Below are 24,207 nucleotides of genomic sequence, written 5' to 3' on the forward strand. Positions count from 1 at the left end.
AGCTCCCTGAAGGGCCGTCGAAGACTACGACGTTGATAGGTTGGGTGTGTAAGCGCTGTGAGGCGTTGAGCTAACCAATACTAATTGCCCGTGAGGCTTGACCATATAACACCCAAGCAATTTGCGCTGAGGCCAAATTGTGGTGGTGAAGACGCAAGAACCGAAAGTTCGCAGCTTCACAAAATCACATATCCGAATTGGCTGGAGTATCCATCTGGATGTTCTGGCAACAGAATTTCTTGACGACCATAGAGCATTGGAACCACCTGATCCCATCCCGAACTCAGCAGTGAAACGATGCATCGCCGATGGTAGTGTGGGGTTTCCCCATGTGAGAGTAGGTCATCGTCAAGATTCATTTCGCAAAACCCCTATCTGCGCGAGCAGGTAGGGGTTTTGTCTTTTCCGCGTTTCAAAACCAACGCCACACCGCCACCCCTGTGGGAGCGGCCTTGTGCCGCGAAAGGGCCGCAACGCGGCCCCGGCAATCTATGCATCAACACTGAAATCCCGGGTCTGCTACGCAGCCCTTTCGCGGCACAAGGCCGCTCCTACAAGGACCGCACAGGGCTTTGCGCGAGTTGTGTCGCCAGTTCGTTGAATGAGGGACGGGCCAGTACATCGGGTTGCTGGCAGCGTTCGGCCAGCTCCCCTAGCACGGTATCCGGCTTGTCGCAGCGCGCCAGCAGTTCCTCGACGAGGATGCCGAAAGCCCTTGTTTCCAGGCGTTCGAGGGCTCGTGCCGGGAGACTGTCATCCTGTGGATGGAACGAGGCGGCGCCGAAGTCGCCCAGCAGGCACTGGCCATTGGCATCGAACAGGATGTTGTGGGCGTACAGGTCGCCGTGGTTCAAGCCGCGACTGTGCAGGTGGGCGCAGACCGAGGCAATACCGGCAACGAGGTGTCGCAATGCCGGCAAGGTCAGTTCTCGTGTGTCGGGGTAACGGTCACGGGTGCAGCTATCGAGGCTGGGTGGGCCGGCCAGGTTCAACCAGTGCGCATCGATCAATTGCATCACCAGCGCCGGAAGCTGCTGCGGGTGGTCGTCGATGCGCCCGGCCAGGCGTACCAACTGGGGGTGATCACCAGCGGCGATGCAGGCGCTCATTTCTGCCAGCGGCGAACCATCGCTGGTGATCGCGCCCTTGTACAGCTTCACCGCCACCGGTGCCTCCTGGCCGTTCCAGTGCGCACGGTGGATCACTCCGGAGGCACCACGGCCGAGCTCGTCCTCCAGGCGGATATCCTTCCAGTGAAGGGAGGGGCAATGCTCCTCCGTTAAAGGGGCGACAAAACCTGGCTGCAGGGGATTGTCGGCATAGGCCAGCCAAGCCAGGCGCGGCATGCGCAGCAGCCAGTCGGGCAGGGTATCCAGGCGATTGCTGGCCACGCGCAGCAACTCCAGCCGCACGCAATTGGCCAGGCCTTCAGGCAGGGAGGTGAGCCGGTTGCCTGCGAGCATCAGCTTCTGTAGCTGCTGGCAATCGCCCAGGGCCTCGGGCAATTGCTCCAGTGCGTTATCTGTCAGCACCAGCGAGCGCAACGAGCCCGGCAGCGCCTGTGCGTCGACCCGGGCGATGCGGTTGTTCCTGAAACCCACTGTCTCGAGGGCCTGGCAACGGCCAATGGCGTGAGGCAAGTGGGTGAATAGGTTGTTGGAGCAGAACAGCACCTTGAGGCGAGTCAGGCGGTGCAGGTCTTCGGGTAGTTCGCTCAGCCTGTTGCCGGAGAGGTCCAGCACCTCGAGGCTGTCGGCCAGGTCGAAGATCTCCCGAGGAAAATCGCTCAGGTCCTGGCAGAGGTTGAGGCGGGTGATGCCGCGCAGGCGGCCGGCGCGTAGGTCGTCGAGGGTGTGCATAGGCTGTTCTGTCTTGATGAGCGGCCATTGTAAGCGGACAGTTGCGGCAAATCTGCATATGGGTTGCGACTTAAGTCCGATGGCGGGCGGACCGCGCCGGTCCATACTCAAGGTTCGCCCTTCAATAACAACAAGTACCGGGTTGCGAACCAATGACTTATCAGCACAGCTACGCCCATTCCATCACCGACCCCGCCACCTTCTGGCAAGCCCAGGCCGAACAGCTGGCCTGGCAGCGCAAGCCTACCCTGACCCTGCAGCAGAACGCCGACGGCACCCACCGCTGGTTCGCTGATGGGCGCCTCAACAGCTGTCACCTGGCCCTCGACCACCAGATCGAGCAGGGACGCGGCGAACAGCTGGCGTTGATCTACGATTCACCCGTGACCGGCGTGCAGCAGACCTTCACCTACCACCAGCTGCGTGACGAGGTGGCGCGCCTGGCCGGGCTGCTGCGCTCTCTGGGCGTGGGCAAGGGCGACGGGGTGATCATCTATATGCCAATGGTGCCCCAGGCGGCCATGGCCATGCTCGCCTGCGCCCGCATTGGCGCGGTGCACTCGGTGGTGTTCGGCGGTTTTGCCGCCAACGAGCTCGCCCTGCGCATCGACGATGCCCGGCCGACACTGCTGCTGACGGCATCCTGCGGCCTGGAATTCGACCGGGTGATTGAATACAAGCCCCTGGTCGATCGCGCCCTGCAGTCGGCCCGCCATCAGCCGCGGCATGTACTGGTGCTGCAGCGTCCGCAGGCGCGCGCCGAACTGCAGGACGGGCGCGACCTGGACTGGCAGCAGGCGCTGGTCGGCGCCGAGCCGGTGCCGCCGGTGGAGCTGGACGCGGGGGACCCGCTGTACATCATGTACACCTCCGGCACCACCGGCAAACCCAAGGGCATCGTGCGCGAGAACGGCGGCAACGCGGTCGCCCTGTGCTACGCCATGCGCCATGTCTACGGCATGCGGGCGGGCGATGTGTGGTGGGGAATTTCCGACGTGGGCTGGGTGGTCGGTCATTCGCTGATCGTCTACGGGCCGCTGATGAGTGGCTGCACCACGGTGTTCTACGAGGGCAAGCCGATCCGTACCCCGGATGCCTCGGCCTATTGGCGGGTGGTGGAGCAGTACCAGGTCAACGGTTTGTTCTGCGCGCCCACCGCCATGCGCGCGATCCGCAAGGAAGACCCCGAAGGCGAGCTGATCCGCCGCCATGACCTGGGCTCGCTGCGCCAGTTGTTCCTGGCCGGGGAGAAGCTCGATTCGAGCACCCATGAATGGCTGGAACGGGTCAGCGGCAAGCCGGTGCACGACCACTGGTGGCAGACGGAGACCGGCTGGCCGGTGACCGCGCCCTGCGTCGGCCTCGATGGCAGCGCGGCACGGCCGGGCTCGAGCAACCGCGCGGTGCCCGGTTACCACGTGCAGGTGCTGGACGACGACGGCAAGCCGCTGGGCCCCAACCAGCAGGGTGCGATCGTCATCGCCCTGCCGCTGCCGCCGGGGTGCAGCCAGACGCTGTGGGGTGACCACGAGCGCTACCTGCAGGCCTACCTGCACAGCTACCCGGGCTATTACCACACCGGTGACGGCGGCTACCTGGACGAGGACGGCTTCGTCTACATCATGGGGCGCACCGATGACGTGATCAACGTCTCCGGGCATCGGCTGTCGACTGGTGAGATGGAAGACCTGGTGGCGCGCCATCCGGCAGTGGCCGAGTGCGCGGTGATCGGCGTGCACGACGAGATCAAGGGCCAGGTGCCGTTGGCGCTGGTGGTGCTCAAGGACGGCCAGGGCATTGGCGAGGCGCAGTTGCAGGGCGAGCTGGTGGCCAGCGTGCGCGAGCAGATCGGTGCGCTGGCCTGCTTCAACCGGGTGCGCCTGGTGAAGCGTTTGCCCAAGACCCGCTCGGGCAAGATCCTGCGGGCGGTGCTGCGCAAGATCGCCGATGGCCAGGACTACGTGCCGCCCTCGACCTTGGACGATCCGGCGGTGCTGGCGGAGGTCGAGGGAGTACTGTCGGACCTGCCCAGGGCGAGTTGAAGTCATCGCGGGGCAAGCCCGCTCCCACGTAATCCGCAGGGACAGTACTTTGTATGGGAGTGGGTTTGTCGCAACGCCGTGTCAGGTCGGACCTACCTGGCGCAACTGCCCCAGCCGGCTGCGCGTACGCATCAGGTCGGCCAGCGACCCACCCAGGCTCTGCTCCAGTGGCCGCTTGGCGATCACCGTCACCTGGCGATCCTGGTCGTACAGCACGTCCACCAGGTTGACGAAACGCTGCTGCGCCGCCAGTGAGCACTCGGCCAGGTCGTCCAGGCCCTCGATGATCCAGTGGTCGTAGCGCTCGGCCAGGGCCAGGTAGTCGATCACCGCGGTAGGCTGCTCGCACAGATCGTGGAAACTGAACACGACCTGGCGTCCTTCGCTGGCCAGTGCGCGCAACGGGCGCTGGTTGACCTCCAGTTTCAGTGGCTGCAGCGCGGGTGCCCGCAAGCGCTCGCGCTGCAGCGCATCGCCCGGCCAGACATAATGCCCCTGGGTAAACCTCTGATGCTCACGGTTTGCCGGCAGGCTGCGAAAGTCCCTGTCCCCGTCCACTTCCAGCACCTGCATGCGGCTGTTGATCAGGCGGATCACCGGCAGAAAGCGCTGGTGGTACAGCGGGTTGGGCAGCAACCCCTCGGGGGCGTAGTTGGAGGTGACCAGCAGGAACACGCCACGGGCGAACAGGGCATCGAACAGCCGGGTGAGCAGCATGGCGTCGCCGATGTCATGGACATGGAACTCGTCGAAGCACAACACCTGGCAGTCCCCCAGCAGTGTGTCGAGCGTCGCGCCCAGGGCATCGTCCAGCGCCCGATGGCGATGCATGCCTTGGTGCAGGCGGGCAAAGAAGTCATGGAAGTGCAGGCGACACTTGGCCGCGTTCGGCACGGCCTGGAAGAAGCCATCGAGCAGCCAGCTCTTGCCGCGCCCGACCGCACCGTGCAGGTACAGGCTGCGTGCCTGGCCCGCCGCAAGCGCGGCCAGTTGCGTGGCCATCGCTGCGATCACCCGGCGTTGTCCATCACTCAGGGTGTAGCCGCGTTCTGCTGCTCGGTCCCGGAAGTAGACCGGCAGGGCGTTGTCTGCGGGTGGTTCGTGGCGCAGGCGCCGGCCGAGATGGCGCAACGGTGCGGGAATCCAGGTGGGCAAGTGGCAGGTTCCTCGGGATGGGGCAGGGCGCAGCTTGCGCGACGCCGGGCATTTTGACCAATCGAGAATCTGCCGGGCAAGGATCGTGAAATGCGATAGGTCAGGCCTTGTGCTCCAGCTGGCGCTCGATCATGTACTTGATCGCCAGGCGGCGTTCCTTGAGGTGGCGCAGGTCGTCATCCTGGAAATTGCCTGCCGAGATCGACTCGGCGGCCAGCACCTGGTTGTCGATGTCCATGTACTCGTCGAGCAGGCGGTCGAGCTGCGGGTCACGCTGGCGTCGCTGCTGGACGATCTCGCGGGGGTAGTGCAGGTCCTGGTAGAGGTCGTGGGAAACGGGCATGGTGTCCTCCTTGTGATGCGCCGACGGGGTCTATCTGATTGGAAGGGAGGAACGCGATTGTGTTGAAGCGAGGCGGGGGAATTGCGACGAATGGTTATCTTGGCCTCTAACGGGCAGAAACCCCACAAAATCGGGTCGGTACAACTAACCTGCTGTTTTTCTGCGATTTTTTTAAAAAAAAGCTTTCCACCTCGAAAAAAGATTGTTAAAGTGCCGGCCATTCCCGAGCAGCAACATACGGAGCTGCCAGGGGTTGTCAGTGAGGCGGTGAATCAGTCACTTGCCAGATCCGATACAGGGGCGTCGCCAAGCGGTAAGGCAGCAGGTTTTGATCCTGCCATGCGTTGGTTCGAATCCAGCCGCCCCTGCCATTTTCAAGCTTTAACCATCTCCCTAATCGCCTTTCGGCGATTTTTTCGTTTCTGCCTATCTATTTTCCAGAAGCTCGGCCAGTGCCTGGGCAAGAGCATGCTCGCTTACCGGTTTCTGAATCACCAGGCTGCCGGGCAGTTCCAGCCCCTGCAACTCGGCATACCCCGTCAGGAAGACCACGGGCAGGTCAGGGAAGCGCTGACGCGCTGCCAGCGCCAGTTGCGCACCATTGAATTCCGGCATGGCAAAATCGGTGAGCAGCACCTCTACCTCATCGTTCAGCAGTGCCAGTGCCTGCTCGCTGCTGTGCGCCTGACGCACCTGATAGCCATGGCGCAGCAGAACGTCGCTCATCATCTCGCGTACCAGATGGTCGTCATCGACCAGCAGCACACTGCGCCTGCCGGCAGACCGCGCCGGCAGAGCCTGCGTACTTTGTTCCTGGGTTGCCGGCGCCTCCGGTTGATGCACCGCGGGCAGGTAGACACTGACCTGTGTGCCGCGCCCCGGCGCGGTATCGATGCGCACGCCGCCGCCTGACTGCTTGGCGAAGCCGAACACCTGGGCCAGTCCCAGGCCTGAGCCCTTGCCGATGTCCTTGGTGGTGAAGAAGGGCTCGAAGACCTTGGCCAGCACTTCTTCACTCATGCCGCAGCCGGTATCGCGAATCGACAGCACCACGTATTCGCCCGGATCCGGGTCTTCCGGGCGGCGAGGGCGGGCACTGATCCGGCCGTTGCGGGTGGCCAGCGTCAGTTGACCGCCGTCGGGCATCGCGTCACGGGCATTGATCGCAAGGTTGAGGATGATCATTTCGGTCTGGGTAAGATCGGTCAACGCCTGCCAAAGGCGGGTGTCCAGGTCCAGCCGCACCGAAATGTTGCCGCCCAGTGTGCGTCGCAACAGTTCCTCCAACCCGGACAGGGTGCGGTTGAGGTTCACCGGCACCGGTTCGAGTCGCTGCTTGCGGGAGAATGCCAGCAATTGCGCAGTCAGCTTGGCTCCGCGCTCACCGGCTTCGCGGATGTGTTGAAGGCGGGTGAGGGCCTTGTCCAGTGAGCCTTTGTCCAGGTCGCGCTGGAGAAAGCTGGCGCCGGTGAGAATGACCGTCAGCAGATTGTTGAAGTCGTGCGCCACGCCTGCGGTGAGCTGGCCGACAGCTTCCAGGCGCTGCATCTGTTGCAGCGTTGCCTCTATGCGCTCGCGTTCGGCAATCTGTTCGCGCAGGCTCTCGTTGGCCTTGGCCAGTTCCAGCGTAGCTTCGCGTTCGCAGGTTATGTCCCGGGCGACCACATACAGCAGGTTGTCATCAGGCACCACCACCCAGGACAGCCAGCGTGGTTGGCCATTGGCATGCAGGATACGCCCGACGAAGCGGGCGCTGGTGTTACCCGAGGACAACGCGGCCAGTTCTGCGAGCAGTGCCTGCTGGTCGCTTTCGAGCACCAGATGCAGCAGCGAAGTCTGGCCCAGGCGTTCGCGGGTGAAGCCCAGGCTGGCTTCCCAGGCCGGGTTCAGGGTGACCGGCGTCAGATCCTTGTTCAGTACTGCCAGCAGGTCCTGGGACAACTCCCATGCACGGTCGCGTTCCCGGGTACGGCGCTCGACCCGCTCGCCCAGCATTTCGTTGAGCTGTTCCAGGGCGCGCGTGGCCTGGCGTTGCTGGTGAATATCCTGCAATACCCCGGAGAAGCGAACGCATCGGTTGTCGACGAACTGGGTCTGGCCGCTGGAAAGCAGCCAGCGAGGTTCCAGGCCGTTGGGCTGGGCGATACGGAACTCTGCGCGGTACAGACCGTCACTGTCCGGGCGCATGGCCTGCTCGACGGCTTCGCGGACCCTTGCCAGGTCTTCGTGGAAGATACCGGCGTAAAACACCTCGAGGGTCATTTGCGTCTCGGTGGGAAGGCCGAACAGCGTCTTGCAACGGTCATCCCACAGGAGCAGGTCCTCCTGCGGGCGGAAATCCCAGGTACCCATGCCTGCCGCGTCGATGGCGATGCGCGCCCGGGCCTCGACGTCGGCCAGTGCTTCTTCGGCGCGACGCCGACGCTGGCGCTCGTGTACCTCGGTCAAGGCCCGGTGCACTGCCTTGGGCAGCAGAGGCAGGTTCTTCTTCAGCACGTAGTCGGTGGCGCCCAGGCGGATCATCTCGACCGCATGCTCTTCGCCATAGATGCCGGAGAGGAAGATGAACGGTATGTCCGGTGCCAGGCGCTGGGCAATGGCCAGCACATCGGTGCCCGATGAGCCGGGTAGCACACAGTCGCACAGGATCAAGTCGTAGTTGTCTTCGCGCAGGGCATGCTCGACGCCGACATGGTCGAACACCAGCCGTGACTGGACCTGCAGCCCGCTGCGTTCCAGGCACAAGAGCGTAAGCTCCGCGTCCATCGAGCTGTCTTCGACCAGCAGCAGGCTGAGCGGTGCGCCTTGCATTGCCAGCTGACTCAATTGTTGCCGCGCCTGTTCAGGCGCAGCGAGCCGGGCGGCGGTTCGTTGAGTACCGCCCAGAACACGCCCAGATCGGAGATGGCTGCCACGAACTCCTTGAACTCCACGGGCTTGACCACGTAGGCATTGACGCCCAGTTCATAGGCGCGCAAAAGGTCGGGTTCTTCTCGCGAGGAGGTCAGCATGACCGTCGGGATGCTGCGCAACTCGGCGGTATCGCGCACTTGCTTGAGTACTTCCAGGCCATCCACCTTGGGCAGCTTCAGATCAAGCAGCAGCACCGCCGGGTTGCCATCGTCACGCTCGGCGTAGGTGTTGCGTCGCAACAGGTAGTCCAGGGCTTCGGCGCCATCGCGCAGCACGATGACCTCATTGGCCAGTTGGCTGCGCTCCAGTGCCAGGAGGGTCAACTCCAGGTCCCTGGGGTTATCTTCGACCAGCAGGATGGGTTTGAGCATGATAGGTGCAGACGCCTCAGGAATGCGGTTGGTGGCGAGGAAGGGTGAAATGGAAGCTGGCGCCCTGGCCGACCTGGCCTTCAGCCCAGACCCGGCCGTCGTGGCGCTCGATGATGCGACGCACGCTGGCCAGGCCGATGCCGGTCCCTTCGAACTCTTCCATGCGATGCAGGCGCTGGAACACACCGAACAGCTTGTTGGCATAGGCCATGTCGAAGCCCACGCCGTTGTCGCGCACGTACACCTCGGTCTCCTGTTCGTGCTGCACGGCGCCGACTTCGATTCGCGCGGGGCGGCGCCCACGGCTGTACTTGATGGCATTGGCGATGAGATTGTGCAGGGCCATGTTGATGAACGCCGGATCCGCGATGACTTTGGGCAGGGGGGCGACTATCCAGATGATTTCGCGCTCCTGGTAATCGGGCTCGAACTCCTGGCGGATGGTATCGACCAGGGTGTTGAGGTCGACGTCCGCCAGGCGCAGCGCCGAGCGTCCCATTTGTGAGAAGTTTAGAAGGTTGTCCACCAGTGAGCCGGCAAAATGTGCGGCCTCATCGATGTGGGACAGAAAGCGTCGACCGCGTTCGCTCAGGTGTTCGCCCTCGATCTCGCCCAGCAGCTCGGTATAGCCGGCGATGTGCCGCAACGGTGCGCGCAGGTCGTGGGAGACGCTATAGGAGAAGGCTTCGAGTTCCTTGTTGGAGCGCTTGAGCTCTCCGGCCAGTTGCGCGAGCTCCTCGGCCTTGCGCAGGACGATGCCCAGCACGGCCATGCGCAGTTCGAGCACGCCATCGACGACGAGGGCACTCCAGGGGGCGCTGAAACCACGCACTTCCTCCTGCCAGCGTTCGAAGCTGTGGCGTGGATTGAGGTGTCCCTGGGGGCTGATCGCCTTGTCCGGCCGTCCAGCCCAGTTGACCAGGCGGGCTTGCTCGGGGCGAAACCACACCAGGTAATGCGAGTGCAGCTGCGAGATGGCAACGGCCAGTACTCCGCCGACACAGCTGGCGAGCTCCGGCAGTGCTTCGATGTCACGACTCACGTTGTCGGTATGGAACACCACCTCTTCGCCGCGTTGGCCCAGCCAGTGCACCAGGGCGTTGACCTGCGCCGCCGACGGCGTGTCTGCGACCAGGTCGCAGCGCTCGGCGCTGATGATGGCCGCGCCACTGGCCCCGGCGAAGGCCAGCAGCACCTCGGGCTGGTCGAGCAGGCCCTCGCTCACGCTGTCACGATCGGCCATCGCCGCCAGCATGCGTACGATGCGCTCACGCAGCTCGAGCAGGGTGCGGGTGCGGTCGTGGGATTCGCGCGACTCGATCTGCAGCGACAGGACACTGGCAAGCAATTCGCATGCGGTGCGCGTCTGGAAGTCCACCGGCCGGGGGCGCTCGTGGTGGCAGGACACCAGCCCCCATAGCTGACCGTCGACCACGATGGACAGCGACATGGAGGCCAGGGTGCCCATGTTACGCATGTATTGCAGATGCACGGGCGACACGCTGCGCAGGGCCGCGAAGCTCATGTCCAGCGGCTTGCCGGTCATCGGGTTCAACGGCGGCAGCAAGGGAGAGGGCTGATAGTCGGCATCCTCGATCAGGCGGATGCGATTGACCCGGTACAACTCCCGGGCCTGGCGAGGGATGTCGGACGCAGGGAAACTCAACCCCAGATAGCTTGGATAGCCAGGGTCGGCCTCTTCGGCCAATACCGTGCCGTTGCCCTCGGAATCGAAACTGTAGGCCTTGACCCGTCCGAAGCCGGTGATGCGCTTGATCTGCCGCACCGAATGCTGCAGCAGTTCCTCGACGCTGGTGGCTTTATGCAAGGTGCTGACGAAAGCGCGCACCAGCGGATAGTAGTCTCCCTGATAAACGCCTTCGGACTTATGGCTCGATTCGAATTCGAGAATCAGCACCTGATCATGCCGATGGGCGAGCACGCGCAGCAACGACTGGTTGGGTGCGTCCTGGCGCAAGCGCACATCGCCGATATGAAAAGGGAAGACGTCTCCTTGCGGCAGGTAGCCCAGCTGGTCGCACAGGTCGAAGTCAGCGCTGACCAGGTCCGGGAAGGCCTGGCCGAGCAGTTCGCCTGCGGGTATGCCGAACCATCGCTCGGCGTTCTCGCTGGCCTGCAGCACGCGTAACGTGCTTTCGTCGACAGTCAGCAGGAAACCCTGGGGCTGAATGCTGCCCGGAACCTGGATCGGCTCCTGGGCGCAGCGCTCGATCGCCTGGTCGAGCGGGGTCTGGTCGGTCGTCACGGGACTCTCCTGTAGGTTCCGTCCACGCATGAGTCATGCGTTAGCACAGGATATTGCGGATGAACGGTACCAGAATGGTGGCCGCCATGTCGGAATCTGAACTTTGGAAAGTTGGCGGGCGCCGAGGTTTCGTTCCAGGCCGGAAAATTTCATTCTGGAGCCTGCCGGCGATGGGCTGCTTGGCAGCCCCGGTCACGCAAACCGGCAAGCACAACCCCAGCCCTGCCATTTTCATTAATGCCAAAGAGGGGTAGGCCTTATCCGGCCCGGATCCAATCGCGCTGCTACGCTCAAGCTCAACCCATACGCACAAGGATCGACCGGTGACGGAGCGCTTGGTGGCCCTGCTGTTGGGCCTGTGGTTGAGTGGCAACGCCATGGCAGCGGATTTTCTCGTCGAAGTGCAGGTGCGCGTGCAGCGCGGTTGCATGCTGGTCAACCAGCAGCGCGACGCCGGCCCGCAGGCGCTGGGGCGTATCGACCTGGGCAGCGTGGCGCGCCTGGACGGCCCGGGCGCGCCGGCCAGTGGCGTGCTGATCGCCCAACGCCCGCCGCGCCTGGAGTGCAACCCGGACACCCCGTACCAGGTGCGTGTCGATGGCGGCCAGCACGGCGGTGTCGGCGAAGTGCGCTACCTCGCAAGTCCCGATGCCCAGGCCCGACCGATTCCCTACCGCCTGTACCGTGATGCCGCCTGGCGCCAGCCGCTGGCGGTGGACGTGGCGCAATCGGCGCGGGTGCCGGACAGCGGTTCGGCGGAGCTGCCCCTCTACGCACGGATCGACAAGCTGGCCTGGGCGCCCCGCGCCGGGCTGTACGCCGACCTGCTCAAAGTCACGGTCACCTGGTAGGGAGGCTTCATGCTCATGGATGTGTTGCACCGTGGATCGATTTTGCTGCTTACCCTCGGCCCGCTGCTGTTGCCCAGTGGCGCGGCCCACGGCACCACCAGCGGCTTCATCCAGGCGCGCCTGGTGATCAGCGCCGCCTGCGAGATCAGCAGCGACCCGCAACCGGCCACGCTGGGCAACCCCGGCCTGATGGATTTCGGTGCGCGTGGGCCGACTTGGGACCGGCCGTTGACCAGCCGGGTCGACGAGGCCGGCGGCGAGGGTAGCCTGCAGATCAGTTGCTCGCCGCAGGTGCGCGCTTTCAGCGTACGCATCAATGGCGGACAGAACGGCAGCGACGGCGTTCGCCGCCTGAGCAACGGTCGTGAGCTCATTCCCTACCAACTGGCCATAGACCCGGGCGGCAACAGCCGCTACGGCATCGGCCAGGCCCGTACCTTCACCATCAGTGGCACCCAACAGGTGCCTGTGCCCATCTACGGCGTGGTGGTCGCGCAGCCTCACGCGCTGCCCGCCGGGCTGTATCGCGACACCCTCAGGGTGACCCTGGACTGGTAACACGCAAGGAGATTCCGATGCCCAAGCACCTCACCCGCTGCATCTTCGCCGGCCTTGGCCTGGCCCTGGCCGCCCAGGCCCAGGCCGCCACCGTGACCGGCACCATCAGCTCGACCCTGACGCTGACCGCCGCCTGCCAGGTCAACGGCAGCGGCGGCACCTCGGGGCTCAACTTCGGCAGCCTCAACTTCGGCACCCAGGATTCGCTGTTCACCACCGCCAATGGCCAGGTGCTCGGCGGCGGTGGCGGGGCCATGAGCATTCTCTGCTCGGCAGGCACGGTGCCGACGATCAAGGTGCGTGCCGGTACCCATGACTCGCAGTCCGCCGGCGGGACCCGGGCACTGGCCGATGGCGCGGGCAATTTCGTGCCCTACGACTTCTACACCGACGCCGGGCACACTCAGTTGCTGGCGATCGACGGCACCATCACCCTGCCGACCAGCACCGGCGTGGCCCAGACCGTCAACCTGTACGGCCAGGCCCGTGGCAAGGCGGGCCTGCCGGCCGGGGTGTACACCGACACGGTGGCGGTCGAGCTGAGTTTCTGAGCCATGCCGGGCACGGCGCGGCTGCTGGCCGTCGGGCTGTGCCTGGCGCTGACCCAGGGTGCCCACGCGGTCACCACCAGCACCTTCCAGGTGACGGCGCAGATCGTCGCCGGCTGCCTGGTGGTCGGCGGCGTGACCGCCTATGGCGTGCTCGACTACGGCACCAGCTCGGCGCTGTCCACCGCCACCTTGAGCACTTCGCTCGGCGGCAGCACGGTGACTTTCCAGTGCACCCCCGGCGTGGCCCTGAGCATGAGCCTGGACGGTGGCCAGAACAGCGCCAGCGGCATGCGCAACCTCAAGCGTTCGGGGGGGACACAGCTGCTGGCCTACCAGCTGTACCGCGACGCCGCGTTCAGCCAGAGCCTGGGCATCGGCAGCAGCGTGGCGGTGAGCTACAGCGACCCGACGGCGATCAAGCTGCCGGTCTATGGCCGTACCACCCTGACCGGCACCCTGCCGGCCGGGACCTACACCGATGTCGTGCAAGTGACGGTGACCTGGTGACAGGCCGCCGCGGATAACCGAGAAGGAGAGGGGCATGGGGGCAGGCGCGAAACGGGCGCGTGGGATCATCGGACTGCTGCTGTTGGCCAGCTGCGCATCGGCCTTGGCGGCCACTTCGGTGCTGATCTGGCCGATCGACCCGGTGCTGGAGGCCGACCAGAAGGCCGGCGCACTGTGGCTGGAGAACCGTGGCTCGGCGCCGACCAGCCTGCAGGTGCGGGTGTTCGCCTGGCGCCAGGGCGAGTACCAGGAGCAGTTCCAGGCGCAGCGCGAGATCATCGGCAGCCCGCCGGTGGCCAATATCCCGCCGGGGCAGAAGCAGTTGATCCGCCTGACCCGCACCGGCAGCTCGCCCGCAGGCCAGGAACAGGCCTACCGCATCATCATCGACGAGATTCCTTCGCCGCTGCCGGCCGATGCCGCCAGCGAAGGGCCGAAGGCGGCGATCCGCCTGCAGATGCGCTACTCGGTGCCGCTGTTCGTCTACGGCGAGGGGCTGTGGGGCAAGCCCGACCCTGAAGGCAAGCGCAGCGCCGAGGGCGTGGGCAAGCCGCAGTTGAGCTGGCGCGCGGTGAGCGTGCAGGGCAAGCCCTATGTCGAGCTGCGCAACACGGGGCCGGTGCATGCGCGGTTGACCGATGTGGTGCTGCAGCAGGCCGGCCAGGACCGGCCGCTGGTCGAGGGGCTGCTCGGCTACGTGCTGCCCGGCGCCAGCATGCGTTGGCCGGCACCGGCCACGCCGGGCGCGGCCAGCGTGCTCAAGGGACGGGTCAACGGCCAGGAGGTGGCACAGGCCATCAAACAGGGGCAATGAGCCGCGCTTGAACGGATCACAGGGGCCAGGGAGGACCCGGTAATGGTTGGAAATCGTGTGTGAGCTGGGTGCGGGTGGCAACGCACCGGTTGTGGCTGGGCCTGGCGGTGCTGGGGCCCGGCCTGGGCGTGGCCGACGACCTGCCGCCGCCACCCTCGGAACATGCCGCCATCGCCGACGCCACGCTGTACCTCGACCTGCTGGTGAACCAGGTGGCCAAGGCTGAGCTGGTGCCGGTGCAGCAGCGCGCCGGGCGCCTGTACCTGGCCAGCGAGGTGTTGCGCGAGGCGGGCGTCAGGCTGCCGGGCCAGCCCCAGGGCGAAGTGGCCCTGGACGAGATCCCCGGCCTGCACAGCGACTACGACAGCCAGAACCAGCGCCTGCTGCTGCAGGTGCCGCCGGCCTGGCTGCCCGACCAGCAGGTCGGCGAGCGCAACCTGTACCCGGCCAGCGACGCCCGCAGCAGCTTCGGCGCCTTGCTCAACTACGACGCCTATCTCAACGACACCGATGAGGGCGGCAGCTACCTGGCCGCCTGGAACGAGCTGCGCCTGTTCGACGACTGGGGCACCTTCTCCACCACCGGGCAGTGGCGCCAGTCGTTCAATGGCGCCCAGGCCCAGGGACGCCAAGGTTTCCTGCGCTACGACACCACCTTTCGCCACACCGACGAGCAGCGCCTGCTCACCTATGAGGCAGGCGACCTGGTGACCGGTGCGCTGCCCTGGACCACCTCGGTGCGCGTGGGCGGCCTGCAACTGTCTCGCGACTTCGGCGCCCGTCCCGACCTGGTCACCTATCCGCTGCCGGCCTTTGCCGGCGAAGCTGCCGTGCCGACCTCGCTGGATCTGTTCATCAACGGCTACAAGAGCAGCAGCACCGAGCTGCAGCCCGGCCCCTATACCCTGACCAACGTGCCGTTCATCAACGGTGCCGGCGAAGCGGTGGTGGTGACCACCGACGCCCTCGGCCGGCAGGTGTCGACCACCTTGCCGTTCTATGTCACCAGCAGCCTGCTGGCCAAGGGGCTGTCGGACTTCTCGGTGGCCGTCGGCAGCCTGCGCCGCGACTACGCCGTGCGCGATTTCGCCTATGGCCCGGGCGTGGCCTCGGCGACCTTGCGTCACGGGGTGTCCGACTACTTCACCCTGGAAACCCATGCCGAGAGCGCCGAGTCGATGATGCTCGGCGGCCTGGGCGGCAACCTGCGCCTGGGCACCTTCGGCGTGCTCAATGCGGCCGTTGCCCAGAGCCGCTTCGAAGGCGATACAGGCCAGCAGGTGGCGCTGGGCTACCAGTACAACAGCCGGCGTATCGGCTTCAACTACCAGCGCGTGCAGCGCCACGGCGACTACGCCGACCTGTCGCTGGTCGACAGCCCCTTCACCCGTCTGAGCCAGCGCAGCGAGCAGGCCACACTGAGCCTCAACCTGGACCGCTACGGCAGCCTCGGCGCCGGCTACTTCGACGTGCGCGCCGGTGACGGCACGCGCACGCGCCTGATCAACCTGAGCTGGAGCAAGCCGCTGTGGCGCAACAGCAGCCTGTACCTGTCGGCCAACCGCGAGGTCGGTGATAGCCAGTGGGCGGTGCAGGCGCAGCTGGTGATCCCCTTCGACCTGCGCGGCACCCTGGCCTTCAGCGCCGAGCGCAGCAAGGACGGCCAGGACCTGCAGCGGGTCAACTACAGCCAGGCGGTGCCGGTGGGCGGTGGGGTGGGCTACAACCTGGGCTACGCCACTGGCGGCAATCGCGACGACTACCGCCAGGCCGACCTGACCTGGCGCCTGCAGTCGGTGCAGCTGCAGGTAGGCGCCTACGGCAGCAGCGGCGAGATGACCCGCTGGGCCGACGCCAGCGGCTCGCTGGTGCTGATGGACGCGGGCTTGTTCGCCGCCAACCGGATCGACGACGCTTTCGTGGTGGTCAGCGCCAGCGGCTACGCTGACGTGCCGGTGCGCTACGAAAACCAGCAGATCGGCCGCACCGACCGCAACGGCCACCTGCTGGTGCCGTACAGCAGCGGCTACTACCGCGGCAAGTACGAGATCGACCCGATGGACCTGCCCGCCGATGTGCTGGCGCCGCAGGTGGAGCAGCGCGTGGCGGTGCGTCGTGGCAGTGGCTACTTGCTGGAGTTCCCGCTCCAGCGTGTGCTGGCGGCGAGGCGGTGGTGGGTTGGGATGGGCTGGTCTACCTGGAGAACCTGGCGCCACACAACCGCCTGCAGGTGGACAAGGCCGATGGCGGCCAGTGCCAGGTAGCCTTCGACCTGCCTGAAGGGCAGGGCCCGATCCCGCTGATCGGCCCGTTGGTGTGCCGATGAACCGGCTGGCCAGCGGTTGCCTGGCGGGGCTGCTGTCGCTGCCGGGGACCGCCTGGGCATTGTGCTCGGCGGTGGCCACCGCGCCGGCGGCGTTCGGGTCGGTCAACTCGACGCTGGTGCGCACCACGGTGCAGAGCGCTTCGAGCACCAACGCCGGCCTGCAATGCACCGGTTCGCTGTTGTCGTTGCTGGTCAGCAGCGACCATTTCTATGCCACCATCACCTCTTCCAGCAGCGGCCTGGTGGGGCCGACCGGCGATGTGATCCCCTATACGATCTACGCCAACAACACCACCAGTTACCCTATCAGCCGGGGCGTGCAGTTCGACTTTGCCCGCAATGGCATCATCGACGCACTGGGCCTGCTCAACGGCACCACGCCCAAGACCGTGCCGTTGTACCTGAAGACCGTGGTCGGTGCCAACGTCGCCGCCGGGCTGTACCAGGAAACCCTGAATATCGCCTGGAGCTGGAACTACTGTTCGGGTATCGGTATCGGTGCCATCTGCCTGGGCCGCGACATCGGCAGCGGCAACCAGACCCTGCTGGTCAGCCTCACGGTGACCAATGATTGCCAGATCACCACGCCCAACATCAGCTTCGCCAGCGCGCCGGTGGTGGCCGGGTTCGGCACGGTGAACCAGAGCGTAAGCGTGTCGTGCACCAAGGGCAGCAACTACACGGTGGGGCTGGATGACGGGCAGAATGTCTCGGGCGGGCGCCGGCGGATGAAGTCCAGCGCCAACAACTACCTGGCCTACGACATCTTCAAGAGTGCCGGCGTGGTGCGCTGGGGCTCGGTGGGCGCGGCGCGGCGCTCGAGCAGCGATGCCGAGGTGAACCCCGGGGCGGGGACCGGGACGGGGAGCCAGGTGTTCAACTACAACGCCAAGGTATACACCGACCAGGCCACACCGCCGGCGGCGACCTATACCGACAGTGTGATTCTGGATGTGCAGTTCTGAGTGACGCTACACCTGTGGGAGCGGCCTTGTGTCGCGAAAGGGGCGCGGAGCGCCCCCAGGATCTCAGCGTTGATGCAAAGATTCCGGGGGCGCGCCGGATTCTAGAAATTGAGCAAGACAGTTGCTCCCACAATGGGATCGCGTTGCTCAGCGCAGATCGCCGACCATCTTCAGCAACGTCTCCAGCACCGCCCCGGCCAGCGCCTTCGAGCGCTCGCCCGACCAGCCGGTGCGCGGATTCGGCGCATCGTCGTGGTCCTTGAACGGCATCTCCAGGGTCAGCGACAGGCAGTCATGGGCCTGGCCCACGGCATTGCAGGCCAGGGTCATGTTGGCCTGGCCCGGCTCGTCGCGGGTGTAGCCGTATTTGGTCTGGAAGTCCGGGGTCAGGCTGCACAGGGTGCTGCGGAACTGCTCTTCCAGTCTGGCGATGCGCGGTGTGTAGCCGGGGTTGCCCTCGCAGGCCGCGGTGAACACATGGGGGATTTCCTCGTCGCCATGGGCGTCGATGAACGCGTCCACGCCATGCAGCTTCATCTGGCTCTGGGCGAAGAACACCTCGGGGCTCAGTTCGACGCTGGCGTCCTGCCAGGCGCGGTTGAGGTCCTTGCCCTTAAAGTTGGTGCGCAGGTGGCCGAGGAAGGCGCCGTCCGGGTTCATGTTGGGGATCAGGTACAGGTCGGCCTTGGCCAGCAGTTGCTGGATGACCGGGCCGTTTGCTTCGAGGGCGTCGATCACGCCTTCCATGAACCATTCGGCCATGTGCTCGCCCGGGTGCTGCTGGGCGATGATCCACAGCTTGCGCTTGCCGGCCGCACCACTGCCCGCACGCAGCAGCGGAATGTCGCGCCCCTGCACGCTGCGCCCGCTGGCCAGCAGCTCGACGCCGGCGATCTGCCGGGCGCGCTCGATCAGCTGGTTGTGGCGCGCACGCGGGTAGGGCTCGAAGTAGGCGAACCAGGCCTGCGCCTGTTCAGCCTTGAAGTCGAAGCTCAAGGCCTTGCCGTCGAACTGGCTGGGCACGCGGAACCAGGTCTGCTGGTCGTAGGAGGCCACGGCGTGGTAGCCGGCCCAGGCGTTCTTGTAGGAGGACTCATGGGCGTTGTCCAGGCTGAAGCGATGGACCTGCCCCGGGGTCAGGCCACTGGCCTTGAAGTGGAACCACTGAAAGTGGCCGCTGTTGGTGTCCGGGCGGATGTTCAGGTGGACGTGCGCAGGGTTGCTGGCGTCCAGGACCAGGATGTTGCCGGAGTCGAAATCGCAGTCGATGTGCAGCGGGGAGAGCGTCACGGTCATTGCCAGCCTCCTGTTGGCGTTGTTGTGACCGTACTCTACACCGCTTGGTGGCGGGGGTGCGTATGTTGATCGGGATTAACGTGTGTAGGAGCGGCCTCGTGTCGCGAAAGGGCCGCATAGCGGCCCCGGCGATATCAGCTTGATCCACGAATCCTGGGGGCGCTTCGCACCCCTTTCGCGACACAAGGCCGCTCCTACAGGGGTTGCGGCATGGCATGAGGTGTCAGGCCAGCAGTCCCAGCGCCACGAGGGCGGCAACACCAAGCCCGACGGCAATCGAGCAGCCACCCAGCGATAACGCCGCACGCCCTTGTCGGTACCAGCCGTCATGGCCCAATTGCCGGGCCGGGGCAAGCAGGCTGCGCCAGCGCAGTTCGGTTTCGTGGAAGGCGCGCAGGTGGTCGGGGTCGGCATCCAGCCAGCGGCGGAAGTCGATGCGTTCGCTGGCGGTCACCTGCGGGCTCTGCAGGCGCACGTACCATTGGCCGGCGATGCTGGCCAGCGCGTCGCCGGGGGCGCGGGCGGTCTGCAGGGCCTGGTTCATGTGGCGCTCGATGCTGATCAGCGGCAGGTCCAGGCGTTCGGCGATGGCGGCGAAGCCCTGCTGGTCGAGGCGGTTGAGCAGGAAGACTTGCTGGACCCGGCGCGGCAGGCGCTTGAGCGCGTGCAGCAGCGCGTCTTCGCCATGCTGTTCGGCGGTGTGCGGGTCGTGCTCGAGGGGCAACAGCAGGCGGGTCATGGACGGCTCCTTGCTCATTAAGGAAAGGGGTGGGGGCGTCTTCCTTGACGCGAAATCAGCTTAGGCTAAACGAGATTGATTCTCAAGTGCTGATTCCGCAAAGATTTGTAATGAGCGTTCACGTCCTGACACAGTTTTGCTATCATGGCCGCCATCAACGATCTTCATTAGCCTGAAGAGCAAAAAAAAATGACCCGGCAAAAAGCCGGGTCAAAAACCGTGATTAGCCTGATGAGGAGATAATCTGAGCGTCCGACCTGAGGACGTTGCAGGTTATCCAGCGGGTCTCGCGACCTGCTGAGTGCAATAATAATCGTTATCATTTGCCAGTCAAATGATTTTTCCTCGATTGGCAAAAAAATATCTAACTGACGCACACCTCGTCCCCGGCAATCGGGGCTTTTGCCGTTCGTCGGCCATCACGTTCTCCCTTCAGATCGATGCCTTGTCCGTGGCGTGGCACTGCTCCAGCAGGGCTCGGGCCATGTTGACCATGTGCATCAGCGCAAACACCACTTCCCGCGTCGTGCCCTGCAGATGGTTGCCGGTTTCCTGTGCCGTGGCCGACGCGCAGCGCAGCAGGGCCATGGCATGGTCGCAGGCCTGGGCGTTGCTGACGCCATCGCGCAGGGTCCATAGCGAACGCTCCAGGTCGCGGGGCGTGGGGGTGGGGTTGAGGTAGAAGTCGAGGGCGCGGCGGGCTGCTTCTTCGTCGAGATCTGTTTCTTCTTTTGTCGAATTGCTCATGACTGCTCCTGTGAAATCCCTTCGAGGACAATGAGCGTTGATGTTAGGTCAGTTTGTATTATTTTTGAGTTCTGAGATAATTCAGGATGTGTATTGATGCCGTTCATCCAGTCCGTATCGTTCACAGCCATGGAAAACTGGATCGAATTTCTCTCGCGCTACCAGCGCGAGCACAACCTCAAGCAGCACCAACTGGCCGAGCGCCTGGGCATGACCCAAGGCGGTGTTGGCCATTGGCTGCGGGGCACGCGCAGGCCCACCCTGGTGACAGTCAACGAGAAACTGGAAAAGCTCGGGCTGGTGTATCTCGAAGCACGGGTGATGGTGGTCGAGCGTGACACCACGGTTCGCGAAACCAGAGGTGTCTATGCCGTGGAACGGCCGCTTTCGGTCAATGCCTTGCGCCATGCCAGTTTTCGCCTTCCAGTGCTGGGCTGGGCCGATCTGGACGGGCCTTTGCCGCAATCCAGTGAAATTCACGAGCTGACCGACTACATGCCTGCGGGCAATGCGTTCTGGTTGCCGGTCGAGAACGATTCGATGAATGCCGCCAGTGGCAGGAGCGTGCCGCTGGGGATGCGGGTGTTGGTGGATGCGGGGATCGAGGTGACGCCGGGCAGGCTGGTGGTGGCTCGTCAGCCCGGTAAGCCGGCGGTGTTGCGTGAGTTGATCGAGGAGGGTGGGCAACGGATGCTCAGGCCGCTCAATACTTTGTATCCGACGGTGTTGTGCGAGGAGGGGTGCGAGTTCCTTGGGGTTGTGGTGCGGATGCACGGGGTGCTCTAGGTTCGCGCGCAGATCGTGTTGGGGCTGCGAGGTGCCAGGCGGGGGTCTTGCAGCGCGCTGGAGATTGAGCGCCGCCCGCGCGGCGCATCGCGACGCAAGGCCGCTCCCACATCTGTTTCGGGCCAGTCAATCCTGTGCCATTACCTGGTCCGCCTTGTTGGTCCGACGCGGTCTCAGCGTAGACACTGCTGCCGCCCCGCCTGTCTCAAGACATGCGCCAGGGCGGGCAACCATGGCCTGACAGGTTCGGCACGTTGCAACAACTGTGGGAGCGGCCTTGCGTCGCGATGCGCCGCGCGGGCGGCGCTCGATCTCATAGGCGAAACAACCCTTTCGGCGAACACATTGCCGCCATTACTCCGCCTCCAACTCCACCAGCACTGTCCCTTCGCTGACCATATCCCCTTCCTGGCAAAACAGCGCCTTCACCGTCCCGGAGTGGGGCGCCCGAATGCTGTGCTCCATCTTCATCGCCTCCAGCACCACCAGCGCGGTACCGGCCTCGACCACCTGCCCCGGCTCCACCAACACTCGCACGATGCTGCCATTCATGGGCGCGCCCAGCCCGCCCTGATGGCTGTGGCTGGCTTCCGCCGCCGCAATCGGGTCATGGACGCTGACGGCGTGCAACTCACCCTGCCACTGCAGGTACAGCGTGCCACCCCGACGCACCGCCAGGTGACGACGGCGCAGGCCGTCCAGGTCATGACACAGCTGCTCCCCCTCCAGGCGATAAGTCGAAGGCGCACTGCGCTCCAGTGCCACCGCCTGTTCATGCCCGTCGCACTGCAAATGCAGGCTGCTGCGCGCCGGCAAGCCCAGGCGCAGGCCATCGCGGGCCGCCCACGGTGAAGCGCGGTCGTCCTGGCGCTGCAGCGCTGGCTCGCCTTGCAGCCACGCCTCGGCGGCGGCTTCCCAGAATTGCGCCGGTAGCGCCTGGGGCGCAGGCAGCAACACGTCCTGATGACGCGGGATGAACCCGGTGTCCAGCTCCGCCTCGGCAAACGCCGGGTGCGCGAGAATGCGGCGCAGGAAGGCGATATTGGTCTTCAGCCCGCCAATGGCGAACTCATCGAGCATCGCCAGCAACCGCAGACGCGCCTGCTCGCGGTCCTGGCCCCAGGCAATCAGCTTGCCCAGCATCGGGTCATAGAACGGCGACACCACATCGCCCTCGCTGACGCCGCTGTCCACCCGGCGGCCTTCGCCCGGCGCCGACTCGCGGTATAGCGCCAGGGTGCCGGTGGCTGGCAGGAACTCGTTGGCCGGATCCTCCGCGTACAGCCGCACTTCGATGGCATGGCCGATCAGCGGCACCTGCTCCTGGGTGATCGGCAGCGGCTCGCCGCAGGCCACGCGGATCTGCCAGGCCACCAGGTCAAGCCCGGTAATGGCTTCGGTGACCGGGTGCTCCACCTGCAGGCGGGTGTTCATTTCCATGAAGAAGAACTCGCCACGGGCATCGAGCAGGAACTCGACGGTGCCGGCGCCCACGTAGCCGATGGCCTGGGCGGCGCGCACCGCGGCCTCGCCCATGGCCTTGCGCAACTCGGGAGAGAGGCCCGGCGCCGGGGCTTCCTCGACCACTTTCTGGTGGCGGCGCTGGATCGAGCAGTCGCGCTCGTTGAGGTACAGGCAGTTGCCGTGCTGGTCGGCGAACACCTGGATCTCCACATGACGCGGCTTGAGCACGTACTTCTCGACCAACATGCGCGCATCGCCGAACGACGACTGCGCCTCGCGCTGCGCCGAGGCCAAGGCGTCGGCCAGCTGGCTCTCGTCCTCGACCACCTTCATGCCCTTGCCGCCGCCCCCGGCGCTGGCCTTGAGCAGCACCGGGTAGCCGATGCGCTCGGCGGCGGCGCGGAAGGTCTCCAGGTCCTGGGCCTCGCCGTGGTAGCCCGGCACCAGCGGCACCCCGGCGGACTCCATCAGTGCCTTGGCCGCCGACTTGCTGCCCATGGCGTCGATGGCGCTGGCCGGTGGGCCGAGGAAGATCAGCCCGGCCTGTTCGATGGCGCGGGCGAAACCGGCGTTCTCCGACAGGAAGCCATAGCCTGGGTGGATCGCCTGGGCGCCGCTGGCCTTGGCCGCGGCGAGCAGCTTGTCGATCACCAGGTAGCTTTCGGCGGCCTTGGTGCCACCGAGGTCGACACGGATATCGGCCTCGCGGCTGTGGCGCGCCTCGCGGTCGGTGGCGCTGTGCACGGCCACGGTGGTCAGGCCCATGGCCTTGGCGGTGCGCATCACCCGGCAGGCGATCTCGCCGCGGTTGGCGACCAGCAGGGTGGTCAGCGTGGGTCGGCTCATGGGCGCGGCTCCTTGTTGTCTTGCCAGGCGGGGCGGCGTTTTTCCAGGAAAGCGCGCAGGCCTTCCTGGCCCTCTGCGCTGACGCGGATACGGGCGATGGTGTTCTCGCAGTAGCGGCGCAGTGCGGGACTCAGCTCGCCGTCGTCCACCTCGCGCAGCAGGTCCTTGGTAGCGCGCAGCGCCTGCGGGCTGTTCTGCAGCAGGTTGTCGACCCAGGCCTCGACCTGGGCGTCCAGCTCGGCGGCCGGGTATACCTCGGCCAACAGGCCCAGGTCGCGGGCGCGCACGCCGCTGAAACGCTCGGCAGTGAGGGCATAGCGGCGGGCAGCGCGCTCGCCGATGGCCTTGACCACGAACGGGCTGATCACCGCCGGGGCCAGGCCGATGCGCACTTCCGACAGGCACAGCTGTGCGTCCTCGGCGCCGATGGCCATGTCGCAGCAGCTGATCAGCCCCAGCGCGCCACCGAAAGCGGCGCCTTGCACCACGGCCAGGGTCGGCGTCTTGAGCCGGTGCAGGGCATACATCAGCTCGCCCAGTTCGTGAGCGTCGTCCAGGTTGGTGTTGAAGTCCAGTTGCGCCGACTGCTGCATCCACGCAAGGTCCGCGCCGGCGCTGAAGTGCCGGCCACGGCCGCGCAGCACCACGAAGCGCAGGCTGGTGTCCTCGGCCAGGCGGTCGAGGGCGACGATCAGCTCGCGGATCATCTGCGCGTTGAAGGCGTTGTTCTTGTCTTCCCGGCTCAGCCACAGGGTGGCGAAGCCGCGAGGGTCCTTGACCAGTTCAAGGGTGGCGAATTCGCTCATGG

Annotated in this window: 20 protein-coding genes, 1 tRNA gene, 2 rRNA genes and 1 pseudogene; 13 read left to right on the forward strand and 11 right to left on the reverse strand. The window is 65.4% G+C overall.

All coding sequences use genetic code 11. The features are described from left to right. Together DMX06_RS00005 and rrf are read left to right on the forward strand one after the other, a co-directional pair. Positions 1 to 105 (forward strand): 23S ribosomal RNA (locus DMX06_RS00005); the annotation flags it as partial. A 133-nt stretch (positions 106 to 238) separates the two neighbouring features. After that, positions 239 to 354, forward strand: a 5S ribosomal RNA gene (rrf, locus tag DMX06_RS00010). 197 nt (positions 355 to 551) lie between these two features. On the opposite strand, the gene DMX06_RS00015 is transcribed toward rrf, so the two are convergent. Further along, positions 552 to 1,859, reverse strand: coding sequence for a leucine-rich repeat-containing protein kinase family protein (locus DMX06_RS00015; protein WP_110733309.1), 1,308 nt, complete (start codon positions 1,857 to 1,859; stop codon positions 552 to 554). Between the two features lie 152 nt (positions 1,860 to 2,011). On the opposite strand from DMX06_RS00015, the gene DMX06_RS00020 reads away from it, so the two are divergent. After that, entirely contained in the window at positions 2,012 to 3,901 is a 1,890-nt protein-coding gene (locus DMX06_RS00020; RefSeq protein ID WP_110733312.1) for a propionyl-CoA synthetase, read from the forward strand. A gap of 81 nt (positions 3,902 to 3,982) precedes the next feature. Here the strand turns inward: DMX06_RS00020 and zapE are convergent, their stop codons facing one another. Beyond that, positions 3,983 to 5,056: a cell division protein ZapE gene (gene zapE / locus DMX06_RS00025; RefSeq protein ID WP_110733313.1), complete on the reverse strand. Its 1,074-nt coding sequence runs from the start codon at positions 5,054 to 5,056 to the stop codon at positions 3,983 to 3,985. 100 nt (positions 5,057 to 5,156) lie between these two features. Then, the gene (locus DMX06_RS00030) at positions 5,157 to 5,399 is read right to left on the reverse strand and encodes a hypothetical protein (protein ID WP_028692214.1); all 243 of its coding nucleotides are present in this window, start codon (positions 5,397 to 5,399) and stop codon (positions 5,157 to 5,159) included. Positions 5,400 to 5,695: 296 nt separating this feature from the next. Between DMX06_RS00030 and DMX06_RS00035 the strand changes: the two genes are divergently transcribed. Then, positions 5,696 to 5,770 (forward strand) — tRNA-Gln (locus DMX06_RS00035). A 55-nt stretch (positions 5,771 to 5,825) separates the two neighbouring features. On the opposite strand, the gene DMX06_RS00040 is transcribed toward DMX06_RS00035, so the two are convergent. The 3 genes from DMX06_RS00040 to DMX06_RS00050 are packed head-to-tail and all read right to left on the reverse strand — an operon-like array spanning position 5,826 to position 10,949. Then, on the reverse strand, positions 5,826 to 8,210 hold the full coding sequence (locus DMX06_RS00040) for a hybrid sensor histidine kinase/response regulator (RefSeq protein WP_110733315.1): 2,385 nt from the start codon (positions 8,208 to 8,210) through the stop codon (positions 5,826 to 5,828). An 11-nt stretch (positions 8,211 to 8,221) separates the two neighbouring features. Then, a complete protein-coding gene (locus DMX06_RS00045) occupies positions 8,222 to 8,683 on the reverse strand; it encodes a response regulator (protein WP_110733317.1) in 462 nt (153 codons plus the stop codon). Positions 8,684 to 8,699: 16 nt separating this feature from the next. After that, on the reverse strand, positions 8,700 to 10,949 hold the full coding sequence (locus DMX06_RS00050) for an ATP-binding protein (protein WP_110733319.1): 2,250 nt from the start codon (positions 10,947 to 10,949) through the stop codon (positions 8,700 to 8,702). 59 nt (positions 10,950 to 11,008) lie between these two features. On the opposite strand from DMX06_RS00050, the gene DMX06_RS26040 reads away from it, so the two are divergent. The 8 genes and pseudogenes from DMX06_RS26040 (at position 11,009) to DMX06_RS00085 (ending at position 17,521) form a co-directional block, all read left to right on the forward strand. Then, positions 11,009 to 11,203 carry a hypothetical protein gene (locus tag DMX06_RS26040; RefSeq protein WP_146232172.1) on the forward strand — a complete coding sequence of 65 codons (195 nt, stop codon included), beginning with the start codon at positions 11,009 to 11,011 and terminating at the stop codon, positions 11,201 to 11,203. A 69-nt stretch (positions 11,204 to 11,272) separates the two neighbouring features. Beyond that, the gene (locus DMX06_RS00055; RefSeq protein WP_110733321.1) at positions 11,273 to 11,800 is read left to right on the forward strand and encodes a Csu type fimbrial protein; all 528 of its coding nucleotides are present in this window, start codon (positions 11,273 to 11,275) and stop codon (positions 11,798 to 11,800) included. A gap of 24 nt (positions 11,801 to 11,824) precedes the next feature. Continuing rightward, complete coding sequence (locus DMX06_RS00060; RefSeq protein ID WP_110734027.1) at positions 11,825 to 12,358, forward strand: Csu type fimbrial protein; 534 nt, start codon at positions 11,825 to 11,827, stop codon at positions 12,356 to 12,358. A gap of 17 nt (positions 12,359 to 12,375) precedes the next feature. After that, entirely contained in the window at positions 12,376 to 12,909 is a 534-nt protein-coding gene (locus DMX06_RS00065) for a Csu type fimbrial protein (RefSeq protein WP_050705094.1), read from the forward strand. 3 nt (positions 12,910 to 12,912) lie between these two features. Next, positions 12,913 to 13,416 carry a Csu type fimbrial protein gene (locus DMX06_RS00070; protein ID WP_110733323.1) on the forward strand — a complete coding sequence of 168 codons (504 nt, stop codon included), beginning with the start codon at positions 12,913 to 12,915 and terminating at the stop codon, positions 13,414 to 13,416. A 34-nt stretch (positions 13,417 to 13,450) separates the two neighbouring features. Further along, the gene (locus DMX06_RS00075; protein ID WP_110733325.1) at positions 13,451 to 14,230 is read left to right on the forward strand and encodes a fimbrial biogenesis chaperone; all 780 of its coding nucleotides are present in this window, start codon (positions 13,451 to 13,453) and stop codon (positions 14,228 to 14,230) included. 68 nt (positions 14,231 to 14,298) lie between these two features. Further along, a pseudogene (locus tag DMX06_RS00080) lies at positions 14,299 to 16,556 on the forward strand (fimbria/pilus outer membrane usher protein). Further along, positions 16,553 to 17,521: a Csu type fimbrial protein gene (locus DMX06_RS00085; protein WP_110733327.1), complete on the forward strand. Its 969-nt coding sequence runs from the start codon at positions 16,553 to 16,555 to the stop codon at positions 17,519 to 17,521. Before DMX06_RS00080 ends, DMX06_RS00085 begins: the two are co-directional and overlap by 4 nt. A 147-nt stretch (positions 17,522 to 17,668) precedes the next feature. Here the strand turns inward: DMX06_RS00085 and DMX06_RS00090 are convergent, their stop codons facing one another. The 3 genes from DMX06_RS00090 to DMX06_RS00100 all read right to left on the reverse strand — a co-directional run bounded on the left by DMX06_RS00090 (position 17,669) and on the right by DMX06_RS00100 (position 20,303). Then, entirely contained in the window at positions 17,669 to 18,817 is a 1,149-nt protein-coding gene (locus DMX06_RS00090) for a M14 family metallopeptidase (RefSeq protein WP_110733329.1), read from the reverse strand. Positions 18,818 to 19,040: 223 nt separating this feature from the next. After that, positions 19,041 to 19,556, reverse strand: coding sequence for a DUF4880 domain-containing protein (locus DMX06_RS00095; protein WP_110733331.1), 516 nt, complete (start codon positions 19,554 to 19,556; stop codon positions 19,041 to 19,043). Between the two features lie 432 nt (positions 19,557 to 19,988). Further along, positions 19,989 to 20,303: a DUF6124 family protein gene (locus DMX06_RS00100; RefSeq protein ID WP_110733333.1), complete on the reverse strand. Its 315-nt coding sequence runs from the start codon at positions 20,301 to 20,303 to the stop codon at positions 19,989 to 19,991. A 129-nt stretch (positions 20,304 to 20,432) separates the two neighbouring features. Between DMX06_RS00100 and DMX06_RS00105 the strand changes: the two genes are divergently transcribed. After that, positions 20,433 to 21,089 (forward strand): LexA family protein, encoded by a 657-nt coding sequence (locus tag DMX06_RS00105; protein ID WP_110734029.1) that lies wholly within the window; start codon positions 20,433 to 20,435, stop codon positions 21,087 to 21,089. A gap of 354 nt (positions 21,090 to 21,443) precedes the next feature. Here the strand turns inward: DMX06_RS00105 and DMX06_RS00110 are convergent, their stop codons facing one another. Then, positions 21,444 to 23,399 carry an acetyl/propionyl/methylcrotonyl-CoA carboxylase subunit alpha gene (locus DMX06_RS00110; RefSeq protein ID WP_110733336.1) on the reverse strand — a complete coding sequence of 652 codons (1,956 nt, stop codon included), beginning with the start codon at positions 23,397 to 23,399 and terminating at the stop codon, positions 21,444 to 21,446. Then, positions 23,396 to 24,205: a gamma-carboxygeranoyl-CoA hydratase gene (locus DMX06_RS00115; RefSeq protein WP_110733338.1), complete on the reverse strand. Its 810-nt coding sequence runs from the start codon at positions 24,203 to 24,205 to the stop codon at positions 23,396 to 23,398. The genes DMX06_RS00110 and DMX06_RS00115 overlap by 4 nt, the downstream gene beginning before the upstream one ends. Between the last annotated feature and the right edge of the window lie 2 nt (positions 24,206 to 24,207).

The organism is Pseudomonas mosselii (genome assembly GCF_003205295.1).
Lineage (GTDB): Bacteria > Pseudomonadota > Gammaproteobacteria > Pseudomonadales > Pseudomonadaceae > Aquipseudomonas > Aquipseudomonas mosselii_B.